The organism is Streptomyces rishiriensis (assembly GCF_030815485.1).
Classification (GTDB): Bacteria; Actinomycetota; Actinomycetes; order Streptomycetales; family Streptomycetaceae; genus Streptomyces; species Streptomyces rishiriensis_A.
Genome location: NZ_JAUSWV010000002.1, coordinates 8,133,318 through 8,149,129 on the forward strand (window position 1 = coordinate 8,133,318; position 15,812 = coordinate 8,149,129).

General features: G+C 68.3%; 11 protein-coding genes. 8 read left to right on the forward strand and 3 right to left on the reverse strand.

Annotation, left to right across the window (positions count from 1 at the left end):
* Window positions 1-161: 161 nt before the first annotated feature.
* The 3 genes from QF030_RS38330 (at window position 162) to QF030_RS38340 (ending at window position 3,246) form a co-directional block, all read left to right on the forward strand.
* The gene (locus QF030_RS38330) at window positions 162-539 is read left to right on the forward strand and encodes a hypothetical protein (RefSeq protein WP_307167169.1); all 378 of its coding nucleotides are present in this window, start codon (window positions 162-164) and stop codon (window positions 537-539) included.
* Between the two features lie 249 nt (window positions 540-788).
* Complete coding sequence (locus QF030_RS38335) at window positions 789-1,088, forward strand: hypothetical protein (protein ID WP_307167170.1); 300 nt, start codon at window positions 789-791, stop codon at window positions 1,086-1,088.
* 238 nt (window positions 1,089-1,326) lie between these two features.
* Window positions 1,327-3,246: an ABC transporter ATP-binding protein gene (locus QF030_RS38340; protein WP_307167171.1), complete on the forward strand. Its 1,920-nt coding sequence runs from the start codon at window positions 1,327-1,329 to the stop codon at window positions 3,244-3,246.
* Between the two features lie 167 nt (window positions 3,247-3,413).
* Here QF030_RS38340 and QF030_RS38345 read toward each other — a convergent pair whose 3' ends face one another.
* Window positions 3,414-4,436 (reverse strand): zinc-dependent alcohol dehydrogenase family protein, encoded by a 1,023-nt coding sequence (locus QF030_RS38345; RefSeq protein ID WP_307167172.1) that lies wholly within the window; start codon window positions 4,434-4,436, stop codon window positions 3,414-3,416.
* 244 nt (window positions 4,437-4,680) lie between these two features.
* Here QF030_RS38345 and QF030_RS38350 point away from each other — a divergent pair, with 244 nt between their 5' ends.
* The 5 genes from QF030_RS38350 to QF030_RS38370 all read left to right on the forward strand — a co-directional run bounded on the left by QF030_RS38350 (window position 4,681) and on the right by QF030_RS38370 (window position 8,846).
* On the forward strand, window positions 4,681-5,625 hold the full coding sequence (locus QF030_RS38350; RefSeq protein WP_307167173.1) for a helix-turn-helix domain-containing protein: 945 nt from the start codon (window positions 4,681-4,683) through the stop codon (window positions 5,623-5,625).
* Window positions 5,626-5,861: 236 nt separating this feature from the next.
* Window positions 5,862-6,587 carry an SDR family NAD(P)-dependent oxidoreductase gene (locus QF030_RS38355; protein ID WP_307167174.1) on the forward strand — a complete coding sequence of 242 codons (726 nt, stop codon included), beginning with the start codon at window positions 5,862-5,864 and terminating at the stop codon, window positions 6,585-6,587.
* A 111-nt stretch (window positions 6,588-6,698) separates the two neighbouring features.
* On the forward strand, window positions 6,699-6,890 hold the full coding sequence (locus QF030_RS38360; RefSeq protein WP_307167175.1) for a hypothetical protein: 192 nt from the start codon (window positions 6,699-6,701) through the stop codon (window positions 6,888-6,890).
* A 147-nt stretch (window positions 6,891-7,037) separates the two neighbouring features.
* Window positions 7,038-7,808 (forward strand): aminoglycoside phosphotransferase family protein, encoded by a 771-nt coding sequence (locus tag QF030_RS38365; protein ID WP_307167176.1) that lies wholly within the window; start codon window positions 7,038-7,040, stop codon window positions 7,806-7,808.
* Between the two features lie 735 nt (window positions 7,809-8,543).
* The gene (locus QF030_RS38370) at window positions 8,544-8,846 is read left to right on the forward strand and encodes a hypothetical protein (protein WP_307167177.1); all 303 of its coding nucleotides are present in this window, start codon (window positions 8,544-8,546) and stop codon (window positions 8,844-8,846) included.
* 7 nt (window positions 8,847-8,853) lie between these two features.
* Here QF030_RS38370 and QF030_RS38375 read toward each other — a convergent pair whose 3' ends face one another.
* Both QF030_RS38375 and QF030_RS38380 read right to left on the reverse strand, forming a co-directional pair.
* Entirely contained in the window at window positions 8,854-9,264 is a 411-nt protein-coding gene (locus QF030_RS38375) for a hypothetical protein (protein WP_307167178.1), read from the reverse strand.
* A gap of 125 nt (window positions 9,265-9,389) precedes the next feature.
* On the reverse strand, window positions 9,390-15,803 hold the full coding sequence (locus QF030_RS38380; RefSeq protein WP_307167840.1) for an RHS repeat domain-containing protein: 6,414 nt from the start codon (window positions 15,801-15,803) through the stop codon (window positions 9,390-9,392).
* Window positions 15,804-15,812: the final 9 nt, after the last annotated feature.

Below are 15,812 nucleotides of genomic sequence, written 5' to 3' on the forward strand. Positions count from 1 at the left end.
CCCGGGCAGGCCGAGCCCGATCGTGATCATTGACAAGTACCCTTGGTCTGCGGGGAGTTCACGGCAGCGGCACATGTTCCGCTCCTGCTGTGCTCCGCCGTGCCGTGTCCGCCATGACGCGTGGGCAGGTTCGAGCGATGTGCCGAGTTCTTGGAGGTTCGATGAAATCCGTCATCCGGAGGGTCGCAGGCTTCGCCGGAGTGAGCGTGGCCGTCGCGGCCATGTCCGTGACCGGCGCGTCCGCAGCCCACGCGGAGGCCCCCACGCACGGCTGCCCGTACCCCTGGGTCTGCTTCTACGTGGACAACAACGCCTTGCTCGCGGGCACGCCGTTGTCGAAGTACCAGGACGTCACCAGTGGCTATCAGGCGGTCACGCCCCGGGCGCACTACGGGGTGATGAACACCCGCAACGACGACGTGGTGTATCTGCGGCTCCAGGGTGGGGGCTCGGTCTGTCTTCCGCCGAACAACTCGACCGTGTTCGCCAACTCCGTGGTCGTCACCGGAATAAGGATCTCCAGCAGCTCCACCTGCTGAATCCGGTGAGGCGGCCGCGGGCGCGCTTGCTCGCGTCCGCCGTCGGGTGACAGGCAGGACTGCGTCGTCCTGACGGTCGCGCCTTGGTCGTCCGCGTGATGCCCGGAGTGGCGAGTAGGCAGGCGGCGATGCCGGCGCGTTGGGGCGCGCCCGCCCTGCGGCAGCCGCAGGCAAGGCGCAACCCGCTTGACATGGTCGAACCCGTGTGAGGTGATCCACTCGCCGTGATCGTCCGGGGGGAGAAACGCTGTGTCGTACGTGGCCGTGACGCTTGCCGGCGCCGACTCGCCGGGGGAGCATCTCCAACTGGCCGCGTTCACGGCGATGGCCGCGGTCGTCTTCATATGGGTGGGGCGGAGGCAACGCCGCACCGGACGCAGCCTGCTCGCCCCGAGCGAGACGATGAGGGCAGGCGATCGGCTGATCCACCCCTCGCCGCCGAGCCGCGGTCATCGAACCGCCGGGTGCGTGTGGATCGGCGTCGGCTGCGTCTTCGTCCTGCCTGCGGTGTTCAACGTGGTGGCGGCGATCCACGGGCTCATCGGCTGAAGCCTGCGGGCCCGAGGCCGCTTCCGCCGGGCTGCGGTGTCCTCCTCGACCGCCGACGGCTGAGGCGTCCTTCGCCGCCATCGACTGGGCCGGTGCGCGCCACCCCACCACCATCGGGACCCGTCCGCTGCGTACGCTGGACGCGGCGGTGTCCGGTTCTCGCCGGTCCGCGGTAAATGCCTGGACCGAGGACCTCCCCTAACGGGACACTTCCGACTTCCGAACCTCCGGGAGTGTGATGCGGTCAACAGATACGCGAGAGCCGACGCCGGGCAGGAGCGCGGTCGTTCTGGCACTGCGCCGCTACGGCCAGGAACTGCTTCGACTACGACGGCTGGCCCTGCCCGCGCTGCTGCTGCCGGCCGTGGGCAACATCGGCACCCGCTACGTCGCCCCCCTGCTGGTCGCCAAACTGGCAGGACAGGCCGCCGACGACGACGGTCTCACCCTCGACTCGGCGCTGCCGTACGTGCTGGGCTTCGGTGTGACGCTGCTGCTCGCCGAGGCTGTGTGGCGAGTCGGGCAGCACTGTCTGAACCGCGTGGACGCCCTCGGCATGGAACACCTCTACGTGAGTGGTATGGATGAACTTCTCGCCAAGGACGCGGCGTTCTTCCACGACAACTTCGCCGGCTCTCTGACCAAACGGGTGCTGAGCTTCGGCAAGCGCTTCGAGGATTTCGTGGACACGGTGACGTACCGGATCGTGGGCAGTCTCGTCCCCCTGGTGTTCGGTGCCGTGGTGTTGTGGAGCTACGAACCGATGCTCGTCGCGGGCCTTCTTGCGATGATCGTGCTGACCGTGTTGGTCGCCACACCTCTGATCCGTCGCCGGCAGAGGCTCGTCAACGACCGTGAGGCGGCGATCGCCCGGGTCTCCGGCCACGTCGCCGACAGTCTCATGAACATGGAGACCATCCGGGCGTTCGCGGCCGAGCGGCGGGAGGCCGACGAACACCGCAGCCGTGTCGCGGATTCCCGGCGCCTGACGCTGAGGTCGTGGGACTACGGCAATCTGCGAGTCGACACCCTGATCGCCCCCATGTCCGTACTGACCAACGTGCTGGGCCTGTTGGTCGCCATCGCCTTCGGCGGCCCGGGCCAGGGAGTGGAGGAAGTCGTCGTCGCTTTCACCTACTACTCCAACGCGACGCAGATAATGTTCGAGTTCAATCAGATCTATCGGCGTCTGGAAAGCTCGATGACCGAGGCCGCGCAGTTCACGGAGCTGCTGCTGGACCCGCCCACCGTGCTCGACCCGACGGAACCCGAACCGCTCGCACTGCGGGACACGGGCATCCGCTTCGAGGCGGTGACCTTCGCCCACGCGGGCGCGAAGCCGATCTTCCAGGCACTCGACCTGGACGTGCCCGCAGGCGCACGGGTCGGCCTGGTCGGCAGGTCCGGCGGCGGCAAGACCACACTCACCCGGCTTCTGCTGCGCATGTCGGACATCAACGACGGACGCATCCTGATCGGTGGACAGGACATCAGCGAGCTGCGCCAGAACGACCTGCGCTCACTGATCGCCTACGTCCCGCAGGAACCCGCCATGTTCCACCGCAGCCTGCGGGACAACATCGCTTTCGCCCGGCCCACCGCCACCGACGAGGAGATCCACGCCGCGGCCGCGGCCGCGCACGTCACGGAGTTCGCCGGTCAACTCCCCGACGGCTTCGCCACCCTGGTGGGGGAGCGGGGAGTCAAACTCTCGGGCGGCCAGCGCCAGCGTGTCGCCCTCGCCCGGGCCATCCTGCGCGACGCCCCCGTCCTGCTGCTCGACGAGGCGACCAGCGCGCTGGACTCGGAGAGCGAACTCCTCGTCCAGGACGCCCTGTGGCGGTTGATGGACGGACGTACGGCCCTCGTGGTCGCCCACCGGCTGAGCACCGTCGCCGGCATGGACCGTCTCGTCGTCCTCGACCGCGGAACCGTCGTCGAACAGGGCACCCACGATGAGCTGCTCACGTCGAACGGTGCCTACGCCAAGCTGTGGCAGCACCAGTCGGGCGGCTTCCTCGGCGAGAGCGCCGAGCCGGCCCCCGGACACCCGGTTCCAGGAGCCGGTTCCAGCGGCCTGCCCGGACCGGCCGACCCCGCGCCGGGCGGGGACCGCGGAACGTCGACGCACGCTCGTACGAGCACCGGGTACCCGTGAGCGCTTCGATCACGGGCGTCTCGCCCACCGCGCCGCCGTCAGGCTGATCGTCGGCGGGCATGCCGCGGACCGCGAACCGCGGGCCGTGCGGGGGCGGGTCAGGCAGGTTCCTGCGGGGGCGCTCCGTGCCGTGGCACGGAGCGCCCCCGAGATCATGGGCAGGTGTGTCACAGGGTGAGGAGCACCTTGGTGGCGCGGCGCTCGTCCATGGCCTTGTAGCCTTCTGCCGCCTGGTCGAGGGGCAGGGAGAGGTCGAAGACCTTGCCCGGATCGATCTTGCGGTCCCAGATGAGCTGGATCAGGTCGGGCAGGAACCGGCGCACCGGTGCGGGGCCGCCGAGGGTGTGGATGCCGGCGAAGAACAGCTCGATCCCGGGGATGCTCACGTCGTGGTTCACGCCCACGTAGCCCAGGTGCCCGCCGCCGCGGGTGGCGCCGACGGCCTGCATGAACGATTCCTGCGTGCCGACCGCCTCGATGACCGAGTGCGCGCCGAGCCCGTCGGTGAGTTCCCTGATCTTCGCGATGCCCTCTTCGCCGCGCTCTTCGACGATGTCGGTGGCGCCGTAGTAGCGGGCCAGCTTCTGCCGCTCGGGGTGGCGGGACATGGCGATGACGCGTTCCGCGCCGAGCTGCTTGGCGGCGAGGACGGCCATGAGTCCGACCGCGCCGTCGCCGACGACCGCGACGGTCTTGCCGGGCCCGGCTTCGGCGGCGACGGCGGCGAACCAGCCGGTGCCGAGCACGTCGGAGGCGGCCAGAAGTGCGGGGATCAGCTCGGGGTCGGGCTGTCCCGGGGTGGCGACGAGAGTGCCGTCGGCGTGCGGGATCCGGGCCTTCTCGGCCTGCGTGCCGATCGTCTGCGAAACGAACTCGGCGTGCACGCACTTGGACTGGAACCCGGCCTGACAGATTTCGCAGGTGTTGTCGGAGATGACGAACGACCCGACCACGAAGTCTCCGGGCCTGACGTTCTTCACCTCGGAGCCGACTTCCTCGACGACGCCCACGTACTCGTGTCCCATGACCTGGTGTTCAGCGGGCTCGATCCCGCGATACGGCCACAGGTCCGAGCCGCAAATGCAGGTCGCGGTCAGCTTCACGATCGCGTCGGTGGGCTCGACGATCTTCGGGTCCTCCCGCTCCTCGACCCGGACGTCGCCGGCCTTGTACATCACTACTCCACGCATGTGCGGATCTCCTTGTCGCGCTTCGGCGCTGTCTGCGCCGGTCGGTGTCCAGGAAGGCACGGGATGCCCGAGGCTTGCCCGGTCGCCGTCCCGGCTGCCGCAGGGCCCACCGGAAGGGGTGACGGCAGTCGTGTCCTGGCTGGGTATCCAGACAACCGGCTGTCTCCCTCACCAGGAAGGTCGCGATTATGGGGGGTACAAGCTCCCCCTCCCTTCCCGGCGATACATGCCTACCGTGGAAGGCATGGACCAGCGACCCGACACCCGCTCCGAGATCCGGGACTTCCTCGCCATCCGGCGCGCCAGGATCACCCCGGAGCAGGCCGGGCTGCCCGCCGGCGGACGGCGCCGCGTCAAGGGACTGCGGCGCGAGGAAGTCGCGGTCCTGGCCGGCGTGAGCACGGAGTGGTACACGCGCCTGGAGAGGGGCCACGTCAGCGGTGTCTCCCACGACGTGCTCGACGCGGTCGCCCGTGCGCTGCGCCTGGACGAGGACGAACGCACCTACCTCTTCGACCTGGCCAGAGCCGCACAGCCGGTCAGCCGTACACCCCGGCGCCGCAAGGCGGTCGACGTCCCGCCGCGTGTCCAGTGGCTGCTCGACTCCATGACACTGTCCGCGGCCTTCGTCACCAACGGCCGCTTGGACATCGTGGCCGAGAACGCCCTCGCCCGCGCCCTGTTCGCACCGATGTTCGACGGTGCGGCCGTGAGCGAACGCGGCCGGCCCAACTTCGCCCGCTACTACTTCCTCGACCCCGGCTCACACCACTTCGTCGCAGACCGGGACGGCGCCGTCGCCACCACCGTCGCGCTGCTGCGCGCCGAAGCCGGGCGCTCCCCGCACGACAAGGCCCTGCGCGAACTCATCGGAGAGCTGTCCACCGTGAGCACCGACTTCCGTACTCACTGGGCCACTCACGACGTGCGCGTCCACCACAGCGGCGTAAAAAGCTTCCACCACCCCGGCGCAGGCCCCCTGAAACTCACCTACCAGCCGCTGGACCTGCCCCTTTCCGTCCACGAGGCCCACTCTTTGACGATCTACACCGCCGAGCCCGGAACTCCCGACGAAGACCGGCTCAAGCTCCTCGCCAGCTGGACAGCCTCCCCTCGCGGGCACCAGAAGCCACCCGCGGTGCGCGCCGGCGAACAAGACAGGCGGGACGACACCCGCAGTCCGTCCTGAACCGCGAAAACCACTCGAGTCCGGGCCAGGACATCGGGGCCATGAACGAGGGAGAGCCTCATGAGAGATTCAGCAGCCGTGCAGGCCGATGGGGATACCGGCCTCGGTGAGCAGGACGCGACGCCCCTGCAAACGCCGGTCCTCGTGACCGCGATGCGGCCAGCGGTACAGGCGGTGTCGATGCCCCCGGCCGAGGGGCGGACCCCCACGCGGCGGATCCGGGAGGCGGTGCGCTCATGAGCCGGATCCTGGTGACCGGTTCCGCGGACGGACTTGGACGCGCGGCGGCGGATGCGTTGCTGTCGCAGGGGCATGACGTCGTCGTGCACGCCCGGAACCAGAAGCGTGCGGCAGAGATGAATGCGCTGGCCGATCGCGGTGCCCGCACAGTGGTGGGTGATTTCACCGAGCGGGACGCCGTACGGCGTATCGCGGCCGAGCTGAACGACGCCGAGCCGTTGGATGCCGTCATCCACAACGCCGGTGTATGGAGCGGTCCGGCGGTCATGCCGGTCAACATCATCGCCCCGTACCTGCTCACGGCCCTGCTGCGTGGGCCGCGTCGGCTGGTGTACCTCAGCAGCGGCTCGCACTTCAGCGGCCACCCCCGGCTCGCCGGAGTCGACTGGCGGGGCCGAAGCGCGGGTTCGTACGCCGACAGCAAGTTGTACGTCACGGCGTTGGCCGCCGCGGTGGCCCGCCTGCGCCCCGAGGTGATGAGCAATGCCGTGGACCCGGGATGGGTGCCGACCAGGATGGGCGGTCCCAGCGCACCGGACGACCTGGAGCTGGGGCACCGGACACAGGAGTGGCTCGCCGCCGGCGACGATCCACAGGCGCTGAGCACCGGAGGCTACTGGTACCACCAGCAGCAGACGCAGCCGCACCGCGCCGTCCACGACGAAGCGTTCCAGGACCGCCTCCTGCAGACACTCGCCGAAGAGACGGGTACGGAGCTTTGAACGATGCCGGAGCGCCCGCCGTCCCCGGCTGCTATGCCCGGCCGGTTCCAGGGAACCCGGGTTCCTGGACGAACGCGAACCCCGCATCAGGTGCAAGGAATGAGGAACACGTTGAGTGACCACAGCGAGGGAATCTGCAAGGCGTGCGGGAGCAGGCCGGCCGTCCCGGCCGAAGACGGGACGTTGCTGTGCGAGCACTGCGCCGCCGTGCTCGAGATGCCGGATACGTCCGGGCTGGTCGAGGACGAGGGTGCGGCGGTCCGGCGCACGTTCGAGAACCGTGACATGCGCCCAGAACGCTGAGGCGGCCTCACCGCACGGGGAGGCGAGGGACGTGGACGGCGGCAAGCCCGCCAGGACGAGCACATGTGGGGGTCGCTTGCCGTCATTGGTCGTCGCTCGGCGAAATCGAGGTGCCGCGGGCTCGGGTGCCTGGGTAGCGTGAATCGGGTGGCCGGTGAGGAAGTGATGCAGGACGATGCCCATCGTCGGGTGGTGCGGATCGGTGACACGGTCCGCAGGCCCGTCCAGCCGTGGACGCCCAGCGTCCACGCGCTACTGCGGCACCTGGAGGACGTCGGCTTCGGCTATGCGCCCCGCCCCCTGGGAATCGACGCTGAAGGGCGTGAAGTTCTGACCTTCATCAAGGGCGATTCCGGGACTGCGGGGTGGGCCAAGGTCGTGGGTGAGCAGGGACTGAGGAACTTCGCCCGGCTGCTGCGTGACTATCACGACGCCTGTGCCGGCTTCTCGCCCCCGTCGGGCGCGACCTGGTCCGCAGGCGCGGGCGGCCCCGGTGACCACGAGGTCGTCTGCCATGGGGACTTCGGCCCCTGGAACGTCGTGTGGCAGGGTGACCAACCGGTGGGAATCATCGACTGGGACTTCGCCCACCCGGCACCGCGGCTGCACGACGTGGCCTATGCACTGGAGTACGTCGCCCCGTTCCGCGACGACGCCGAGTGCTTGCGCTGGCTGCGCTACCCGGCCCCTCCCGACCGCCGTCGGCGGCTGGAGGTCTTCTGTAACGCCTACGGCCTTGACGCGACCGTCGGAATCGTCAGCGCTGTTATCGCCAGACAAGAGGACAACGCCGACCTCGTGCATCGGCTGGCCGAACAGGGCTGTGAGCCCCAAGCCACCTGGGTGGCCGACGGACTTCTGGCTGAACTCGTCGACAGGATCGCCTGGAGCAGGGCATCCCGGCATCTGTTCGAGTAACCGGTTCGCTCATCGCCGACGGCACTTCTGGCCGTCGGGGCACGATGTTCGGTCGGGTCCGCGGGCAGCTGACAGCGCGCCTTGGTCGCCACCCAGGCGTGGCGTACTCCAGCTGGAGGTCTCGACCGGCAGGCAGTCCGCGTCGGTCTGCCCGATACACCGACCTCGGTACCTGCGCGGCCGGGTGCCCGACTCCGGCCCGTGCGGCTGGTGGTTCAGTCGGTGGTCTGGGTCTGGGGTACTCCGGCCAGCGGTGCGGCGGCTGTGACGGTGTCGGTGTGGGGGCCGAGCCATTGGCACAGCAGGATGGTGGCGTCGTCCTGCAGTTCGTTGTCGTGGTGGTGCAGGTGGGCGCGGGTGAGGCGGCGCAGGGTCTCGGGAACGGAGAAGCCGTCGAAGTGGTGTCGGACCAGGGAGGCCGGCCGACGTGTCGTGTCCTATGGCGTCGAAGACCGAGATGTAGACGATGTCGTCGGCGGTGGCGTAGTCGTACGCGTCACCGCTCACCTCGTACGCGGGCTCCATCACGGCGCCGATGATCACCCTGTTGTCGGCGTAGGTGCGAGGCGGCATGAGCGTCCACTGCATCTCCGCGGCGACGTTCATCGGCTGGGTCCGGGTCAGGCGGGCGTAGGAGTCACTGGTGTCGCGGCTGCCGACCACCAGCATCGCTACCAGTGACGCCAGCGCCAGCATGTCCTGGCGGACGTCCTCGCCGTCCTGGGCGGACGTCATATGCAGCACGCCCAGGCGTTCGGTGCCGTCCAGCAGCGGCACCCACCAGCCATGGGCGCCGTCCGCGCTGTCGGCGCCGGCCACGATGTGCCCGTACTGGTAGGCCCGGCCGGCAACGGTGCCCTCTACCGGCAGCTCCGCCGTGCCCTGCGGCGCACTCTCGGCGGCGTCAAGACCCTTGCCGGTCAGCAGCCGCAGGACATCACGCTGCAGGTCGCCGAGGTAGATGAGGAGATCATTTGCGACGCGCCCGTGATCGGGCCATGGCCGGTGCTGTCTCGAGAGAATGCACGGGACCGGTAAGGGCAGGTCAAGATTTGGTCTGCCGCTGACCCCCTGCGCGGCGGGCGGCCAGTACTCCGGGGTCGGAACGCATGTGGGGCGGTACGACGAACTTCGGGGCGTTGAACAGGACGACGCTGATTTCGCAGAGCAGGCTGAGAAGGACAGTGACCAGCGCGAAGGCAAAGACGGCGGTCAGCGGGCCGGTCATGTCGACGTCCAGGAGACCGAGGAGGAGCAGGACTGTGACGCCCCAGAGGGAGGCGGCGGTGAGGGCGAGAGACCGTACTTCTCCTCTTTTGACCTCCTTGCCGAAGGGCATGAAGGAGAAGGTTTGCATGAAGTGGTCAACCAGGTCGGCGTCACGCCAGAGCTGAGTGACCTTCCAGGTCATGAAGACGGACCCCGCCACGAAGAAGAGTCCGATGAAGTACGACATTGCTCGATCCCTCCCAGCGTTGCTCATGTTCGGCTCCCTCCCTTTTGGGGAGGAGCCGCCAGGCGGGCCCCAAGGGTATGTGACACCCCCCGGGGCCCGCCCGGCGCCCTGCTACGGTCCAGCGGTCAGCTGAACCAGCCCTTCACGCCCTTCCATCCTTTCGACATGGCGTTGTTGACGGTGCCTGTCGCAAGGATGCCGGTGACGGCACCCGCCCCGGCGCCGATGGCTCCGCCGATGACCGTGCCCACGCCGGGCGCGATGGCGGTGCCGATCGCCGCGCCGAGAGTGGCTCCTACCTTTGTCGCACCCATGACCACGGCGGTGTCGACCGCGGTCTCCGCGACGGTAAGGGGGACGTCACCACCGGTGGACTGGTAGTTGGAATACGCGGTGAAGCCGATACCGCCCACCAGCAAACCCTTGCTGGCGAACATCACCGCCCTGCTGTTCCCGATGGCTCCCACTCGCGCGAGACCGGGGTTGTTCCTCATGGCCTGCAGGATCTGGTTCGACTGACGGGTGGACCGCATCGCGGCCTTCGCGTCTGTCGTCAGTCTGCCCGCCGCGCTGAAACTCTCCTGGAGGTAGGCGCCTGAGGTCATGACCCCGTTGCCAGCGTTGCAGACGTAGTTCTGCACCTTGGACTCGATCCCGCAGTTGGCCGAGAACGACACAAGCGGAATCGGGTCGGGGCCCATGAGGAGCGGGGGCTGGGAGGGCGGGCCGTATACCGGGCCGGTGCAGGCCGGCAGGGGAGGCATGCCGCAGCTGGCAGTGACGTAACTTCCGCCGCCGCCGGTGCCGGTGGTGCCACCTCCGCCGCCGCTACCCCCTCCGCCGCCACCACCGCCACCGCCGCCGCCCTGGTACTCCGGGCACTGCGGGTTGGTGAGACTGGGGCAGGGAGCGCCCGGGCCAGGGTTGGGCGGCGGCTTGTTGCAGAACGAGGGGTCGACGTCGCACCGGGTGCGTCCCGTCGGGTCGCTAGTGGTTACCGGATTGTTTGCGGCGTAGGAGTAGCCGTCGAGCGACTGCCCGTCGTCGGTTTCCAGCCCGGGATCGACGCTGATGAACTGGCCGATCTCCGGGTCGTACTCGCGGGCGTCGATGTGTGTGAGTCCCGTGTTGGTGTCGCTGGTCTTGTTGAGGAACCCCTTGTCGTCCGGCCATGCGCCGCCGCTGGTCGTGCCGCGCTCGTCTCCGAACGGTGTCATCCGGCGCTTGGTGACCGTCTGCGCACTGTCTGCGGACACCGCCAGGCTCTGGGTTCCCTGATGGTCGCCGGCGAGGTAGGAAAGCTTGTTTGAGCCGGACTGGTTGCTGCGGACTGCGATGCTCAGGCTGCCCGAGGAGTAGGTGCGCTGCGCCCAGGTGGCGCCGCTCGCCTTGAGGTGGAGTTCGGTGTTGCCCGTGTACAGGATGCGTTCACCGCCCTCGGTGCTCCGGATCAGAAGCTTGCCCTCGGCGTCGTAGATGTAGTCGGTCTTCTTGCTGTTCTCGGTGAGCTGGGCGAGCCGCCCCTCCGATGACCAGACGAGGGCCTGGCTCGCCGTCGGGCCGGGCCGGGAGGTGGTGTTGCCGGCCGTGTCGTGGCCGTATCCGGCATCCGGGGTGGTGCAGTTCGCGGTCTTGCTGGTGCCCGAGAGGACGTGCGGCCGTCCCTCCTTGTAGCAGTAGGTGGTCGTGGCATCGCCCGTCGCCTTGTGCTGGGTCTCGGCGGTGCGCTGACCGCCCTGGTTGTAGGTGTAGTCGGTCCAGTAGGGCGCGGGTCCGGACAGGCTCCCCGTACTGGGGGCGTCGGAACACTTCTGCGAGGAGGGCGTCCAGGCGCTCTTCAGACGGCGGTTGCCGTCGTAGGCGAAGCACTGGGTCTCGGCCGAGCTGGTACCGCCGAGGGTGGCCGGGTCGGAGATGGCCGTGATGTTGCCGGCCTGGTCGAAGGTGTAGTTGAGGTCCATCAGCATGTACGGGTGCGTCTGGTCCGTGACATGAGTGCGGGTGAGGCGGCCGGTGCCTTCCTCGAAGGTGTTCGCAACGTACATCTTCTTGGCGGCTTCGGTGTTCGCCGTTCCCAGCGTGTACTGCTGCGCGCGGCCGAGAGCCGAGTAGTCGGCGGCCAGTAGATACCCCGTACTGCCGGTGATCGAGGTGACCTGGCCGAGGGAGGTGTAGCCGTATTCGATGGTCTCGGACGGCAGGCCGCCCACCGCGGGTTCCGCGTTGTTCCCCAGCGTGCCGTCGAGGCGGTAGGAGCTGGAGAAGGAGACCGTGGCGGGTGCGCCTGCGACGACCAACGGGTCGGTGGAGGGCAGGGTGAGCGTGGTGGCCGTCGGACGGTCGAGGGTGTCGTAACCGGTGATCGTCTTGGTGTATGCCTTCCCGCTCTTGCCTCCGACATAGCGGGTGTTCGAGGCCGCCAGGCCCTTGAGTACGGTGTCGTAGGTGTACTCGGTCAGCTGGTGGGCATCGTCCTGGGTGCCGTCCCAGGTACCGGTCGTTCGGCCGATCTCGTCGTACGAGGTCAGGATGGACTTGCCCCGCGAGTCAGTGCTCTTGGTGATCTGGTCGATGACGTCGTAGTCCGTCGTGGACGATCCCTTGTCGGGGTCGCTGACTGCGGTCTGCCGACCGAACAGGTCGAAGCCGTAGGTCCACGCCGCTCCGTCGGGCCCGGTGACGCCGCGCTGCTTGTCGTCGAGCGTGTACTGGAACTTCGTGGCGCTGTAACCGGCGCCGGGACCGCCGCCGAACTCGGTGTCGGTCGGGCTCGGGCTCGCATACTCGCGCTTCTCGGTGTCCCGGCCGCGTGCGTCGGTGATGGTCCGGGTCGCGGTGCCGCCCTGCTGCGCGGAGGTCGCCGTGGAGTCACCGGTGTACGAGGTCGTGGTCGTCCACTTGGCGACGCCGTACACGAGGAGCTGGCTGGCTTGTACGCGCTCTGCCCCGTCGAAGACCGTCTCGGTCTGCTTCGGTGCCTCGCCGTACTCCGCTCTGGTGTAGGTCGAGTTCGGTGCCGAGGTGGTGTCGAAAATCTCCTCGAACTTCTCGTAGGCCAGGCTGCGGGTGTCGTAGCGGGTGTCGCTGAGCAGCCGCCCGCCCTTCGGGCTCGGTACCTGCTCCTGGAGGAGGCGCAGAAGCGAGTCGTAGATCGTGTAGGTGGTGTTGTACGTTTCCCCGTCCGCCTTGAGCGACGCGGAAGACACCCAGGACTGCTTGGTGGGGCTGAGGCTGTAGCCGAACTTCTGAGTGGGGCTGTAGCCGGCCGCGCGGTTGCGGTTGGGCCGCCACACGTCGGTCAGCCGGCCCAGGGCGTCGTACGCGAATTCGGTTTTCTTCAGATTCGCGTCATAGGACCGCAGGTCGAGGCCGCGCCTTGGGTCGATGAATGAGGTGAGCGCGTGTCCCTTGGGATTGGTGACGACCTTTTTGGTCAGGGGACCCGCCGCGGTCGGTGTGTAGGCGGTCGTGGTGACACGCTCCAACGCGTCGGTGACCGAGGTGACGCGTCCGAGGGTGTCGTAACCGGTGCTGTCGACCTTCTGCCAAACGGGAACGGTGGAGCTGTAGCTCTTGGCTCGTCCCGTCCACGTTTTCAGGCCCTTCGTCGGCTTCATGGTCGTCGACCAGGTGGCGCCGTCGTAGGCCGTGGCGGTGTCGGACAGGACATCGCCACGGGTTGCTGTGGAAGCGGGCAGGGCCAGGTTGGCGTCGGCCACGGTGCAGGCTTTCCCGACCACGCGCTTGCGGGAGACCTGGCTGATCAGTCCCAGGGTCTCGTCTCGCGCATACCAGGTACGGGTGCAGGTCTCGTCGCCGGACTTGGCTTCGTCGCCGCGGTCCTCCGACTCATAGACCATGCCGTAGCTGTCGTAGCTGTTCTCGACCGTGCGGGAACGCCAGGTCCCCGGCGCGGTGAGGTAGGTGTGGGTGATCTCCGTCTTGGGCTGCACGAAGTGGGCTACGGAGTCCCCGGCGTCGGGCAGCGACTGGCGGGCGGTCTCCGCGGACCAGGGCTCACTCGAGGTGGCGCTGACGACGGTGGAGCCGCTGTAGGTGGCCTTCTCGCGCAGATGTCCTGCGTACTGGTCGCTGTCCTTGAGGGTGGCGAGGCCCAGGGCCGGTGCGGTGAGGGGAGCGACGTTCACCGAGCGGGTGGTGCCGTCCTTGAGCCGGTCGCCGTCCATGCCCTGCATGTACAGGGAGACCGTCTTCGAGCGGGTGGTCTCCAACGCGCCCTTGTACTCGGTGACTTCGCGGTATCCGCGCCAGTCGGACCACGTCCGCTCGTCCTTGAGGATGAAGGGGTCGTCGCTGTAGTTCCAGGCCGCGCCGCTGTAGCTGTAAGCGTGCTCGACGGATTCGTTCTGGCCTGTCGGGTCGGAGACGGTGACGGCGAGGACCCGGTACTTGTGGAACCAGTCCACGGATGCGTTCTCGGCACCGTTGATGTTCCAGAACAGCGGGTAGCAGGAGCGGGTGTTGGTGTCCTGCGCCGCGCCGGTCACCTCGCTGCGGACGCACTCCGCCGGTGACATGGTCACCGTGGTGATCGCCCCGGTCTCCGAGGTGATGGTCGAGATACGCGGGCGCGTCAGCGGCAGGATGTCGTCCGTGCCGTCCACCCGGTTGGGACGCATGTGGTACGTGAAGGAGACCGGGCTCGTCTCGATAGCGGTGCCGGCGTTGCCGGTCCGCTTGATGGACTTCAGGGTGAGGACCTGGTCGGAGGTGTCTCCGATGTCCCCGCCGTCCAGGTACTGCTGGGTCAGGGCCCAGGAGTCCACCGCGTCGTAGGCGCTCGTCGTGGCGTTCCATGAGGTGGTGTCGACGGAGGTCATCCGCTTGCGAGTGAAGAACGACGGACCGACGGCCAGACAGTCGTCGTCGCCACTGGAGCAGATCGCGTCGAACGGTACGTCTGGCCAGTTGTCGGCGGTGTCCTTGGTCAAGGACGAGCAGTCCGCCGCCGTGCACCGCTCGTCGTAGCCGAAGGCGACCTTGGCGTCGGCGTCATCGGTGAACAGCGCGCCCTTGCGCAGCCCGTACTTGATCTCCTTCAGGTAGCCGCCGCGTATGTAGGACGCGTTGGCCGTGGAGGCCTTGTTCTTCTTGTAGTAGTTCCCCTCCTTGGCGTACCAGTACGTGGCCGCGTTGCCGGAGGTGTCCTCGACGTAGTCGAGGTTCCATCGCCAGGCCTGGTTCAGGGAACGGTCCGCGAAGGAGGTGCCGCCGGAGTATCCGGGTTCGCCGTCGTCGTCGCCGAAGACCGGAACGGTCCACGTGGAGTTGGTGCGCTGGGTGGTGGCGCCGTCGAGCTTGTCGAGGCCGAAGACGTACTTGGTTCCGTCACCGGTGATGACGGTCCAGTACTCGCCGTTGTCGTCGCCGTTATCGGCTCCGGTGGAGCGGGTCACGGTGGAGGCGTCGTCGTTCTCCAGCCGCCACTTGCCGCTCGACTTGTCCTTGACCAGCAGGTTCGATGTGCCGTTGAGGAGCAGCCGGGCGTTGTCGTACTTCCAGCACTGGTCGTGGATGCCGTCGTGGCCGTCGTCGTCGCAGCCGGCGTAGGTGCGTTCGATGAAGGACTCGCTGAGCCCGAAGCCCTCGCCGACAGAAGTGCCCTGGTTGTTGGTGGCCGCGGAGCGGCCGTCGACGCTGCCGGAGCTGTAGGCGAGGGAGAGCTGCGGAGACGGTCCGGCAGCCGCGGGCGGCACGGCGAAGTCGTACTTCCAGGTGAACGAGCCGGAGCTGCCGCCCGCTTCCCAGGACGAGGACTCGGCCAGGTCGGTGGCCGAGTAGTCGCCGCTGCCGTTGGGCGATTGGCCCTCGCCCGTGCCGGTTGCAGTGAGGGCGAAGACGGTTACCGCCGATGCGCCTGTGCCTTGTGCGGTGTTCGCACCGAGCTGAGTGGTGAGCCCGCCGTTCGCGGGGAGGGAGACCGGTGCGGTAACCGTCTGCTGGGTGGCGTTGTTCTCGGACGGAAGCGGAGTCTGCTTGCGGCACTCGGCCTTGGCGGGGGTGGTCAGGGCACAGGCGGGCAGTTGAACCAGGTGCAGCCGTTGCGCCCAGCCGCCGCCGAGCACCCCGGCCAGGTTCCCGTAGTCGATGCTGACTTCTGCTCGTCCGGCCGCGTCCGCGTTCGCGGTGAACAGGACGCCGGTAATTCCGGCCGCGTCTGAGGAAGCGGTGTCGAGGACCGTGAACCGCAGCTCGGTTCCTGCCGGGACGGCAGCCTTGCCGGCTACCGGACGGGCGGTGAGAGACAGTCCGCCGGGCTTCGCTGAGGCGGGAGCCGACCCATTCAGCTCGATGGTCGCGGAGCCCTTTTTCGGCCAGGAGGAACGTTGCTCCTTCAGTGCCCGGGCGGCCTGGTCGGCGTTGGCCTTCGTGTCCTGGGCGACCTGGTCCCGGGCCTTCTTCGCGCCCAGCCCTTCGACCTTCTTGACCTTGCTGACCCGCTCGTCGGGCAGGTCGGGCCGGCCCAGACCGCCACCCGACGCCTGCGCCATCGGAGCCAGGCCGACCGGGACGGCCATGGACAGCGA

Excerpts from the sequence above, each read along its gene's own strand:
- QF030_RS38330 (WP_307167169.1), top strand. The coding sequence starts at position 162 with ATGAAATCCGTCATCCGGAGGGTCGCAGGCTTCGCCGGAGTGAGCGTG.
- QF030_RS38340 (WP_307167171.1), top strand. The coding sequence starts at position 1,327 with ATGCGGTCAACAGATACGCGAGAGCCGACGCCGGGCAGGAGCGCGGTC.
- QF030_RS38345 (WP_307167172.1), bottom strand. The coding sequence starts at position 4,436 with ATGCGTGGAGTAGTGATGTACAAGGCCGGCGACGTCCGGGTCGAGGAG.
- QF030_RS38350 (WP_307167173.1), top strand. The coding sequence starts at position 4,681 with ATGGACCAGCGACCCGACACCCGCTCCGAGATCCGGGACTTCCTCGCC.
- QF030_RS38355 (WP_307167174.1), top strand. The coding sequence starts at position 5,862 with ATGAGCCGGATCCTGGTGACCGGTTCCGCGGACGGACTTGGACGCGCG.
- QF030_RS38370 (WP_307167177.1), top strand. The coding sequence starts at position 8,544 with ATGCAGCACGCCCAGGCGTTCGGTGCCGTCCAGCAGCGGCACCCACCA.
- QF030_RS38375 (WP_307167178.1), bottom strand. The coding sequence starts at position 9,264 with ATGTCGTACTTCATCGGACTCTTCTTCGTGGCGGGGTCCGTCTTCATG.
- QF030_RS38380 (WP_307167840.1), bottom strand. The coding sequence starts at position 15,803 with ATGGCCGTCCCGGTCGGCCTGGCTCCGATGGCGCAGGCGTCGGGTGGC.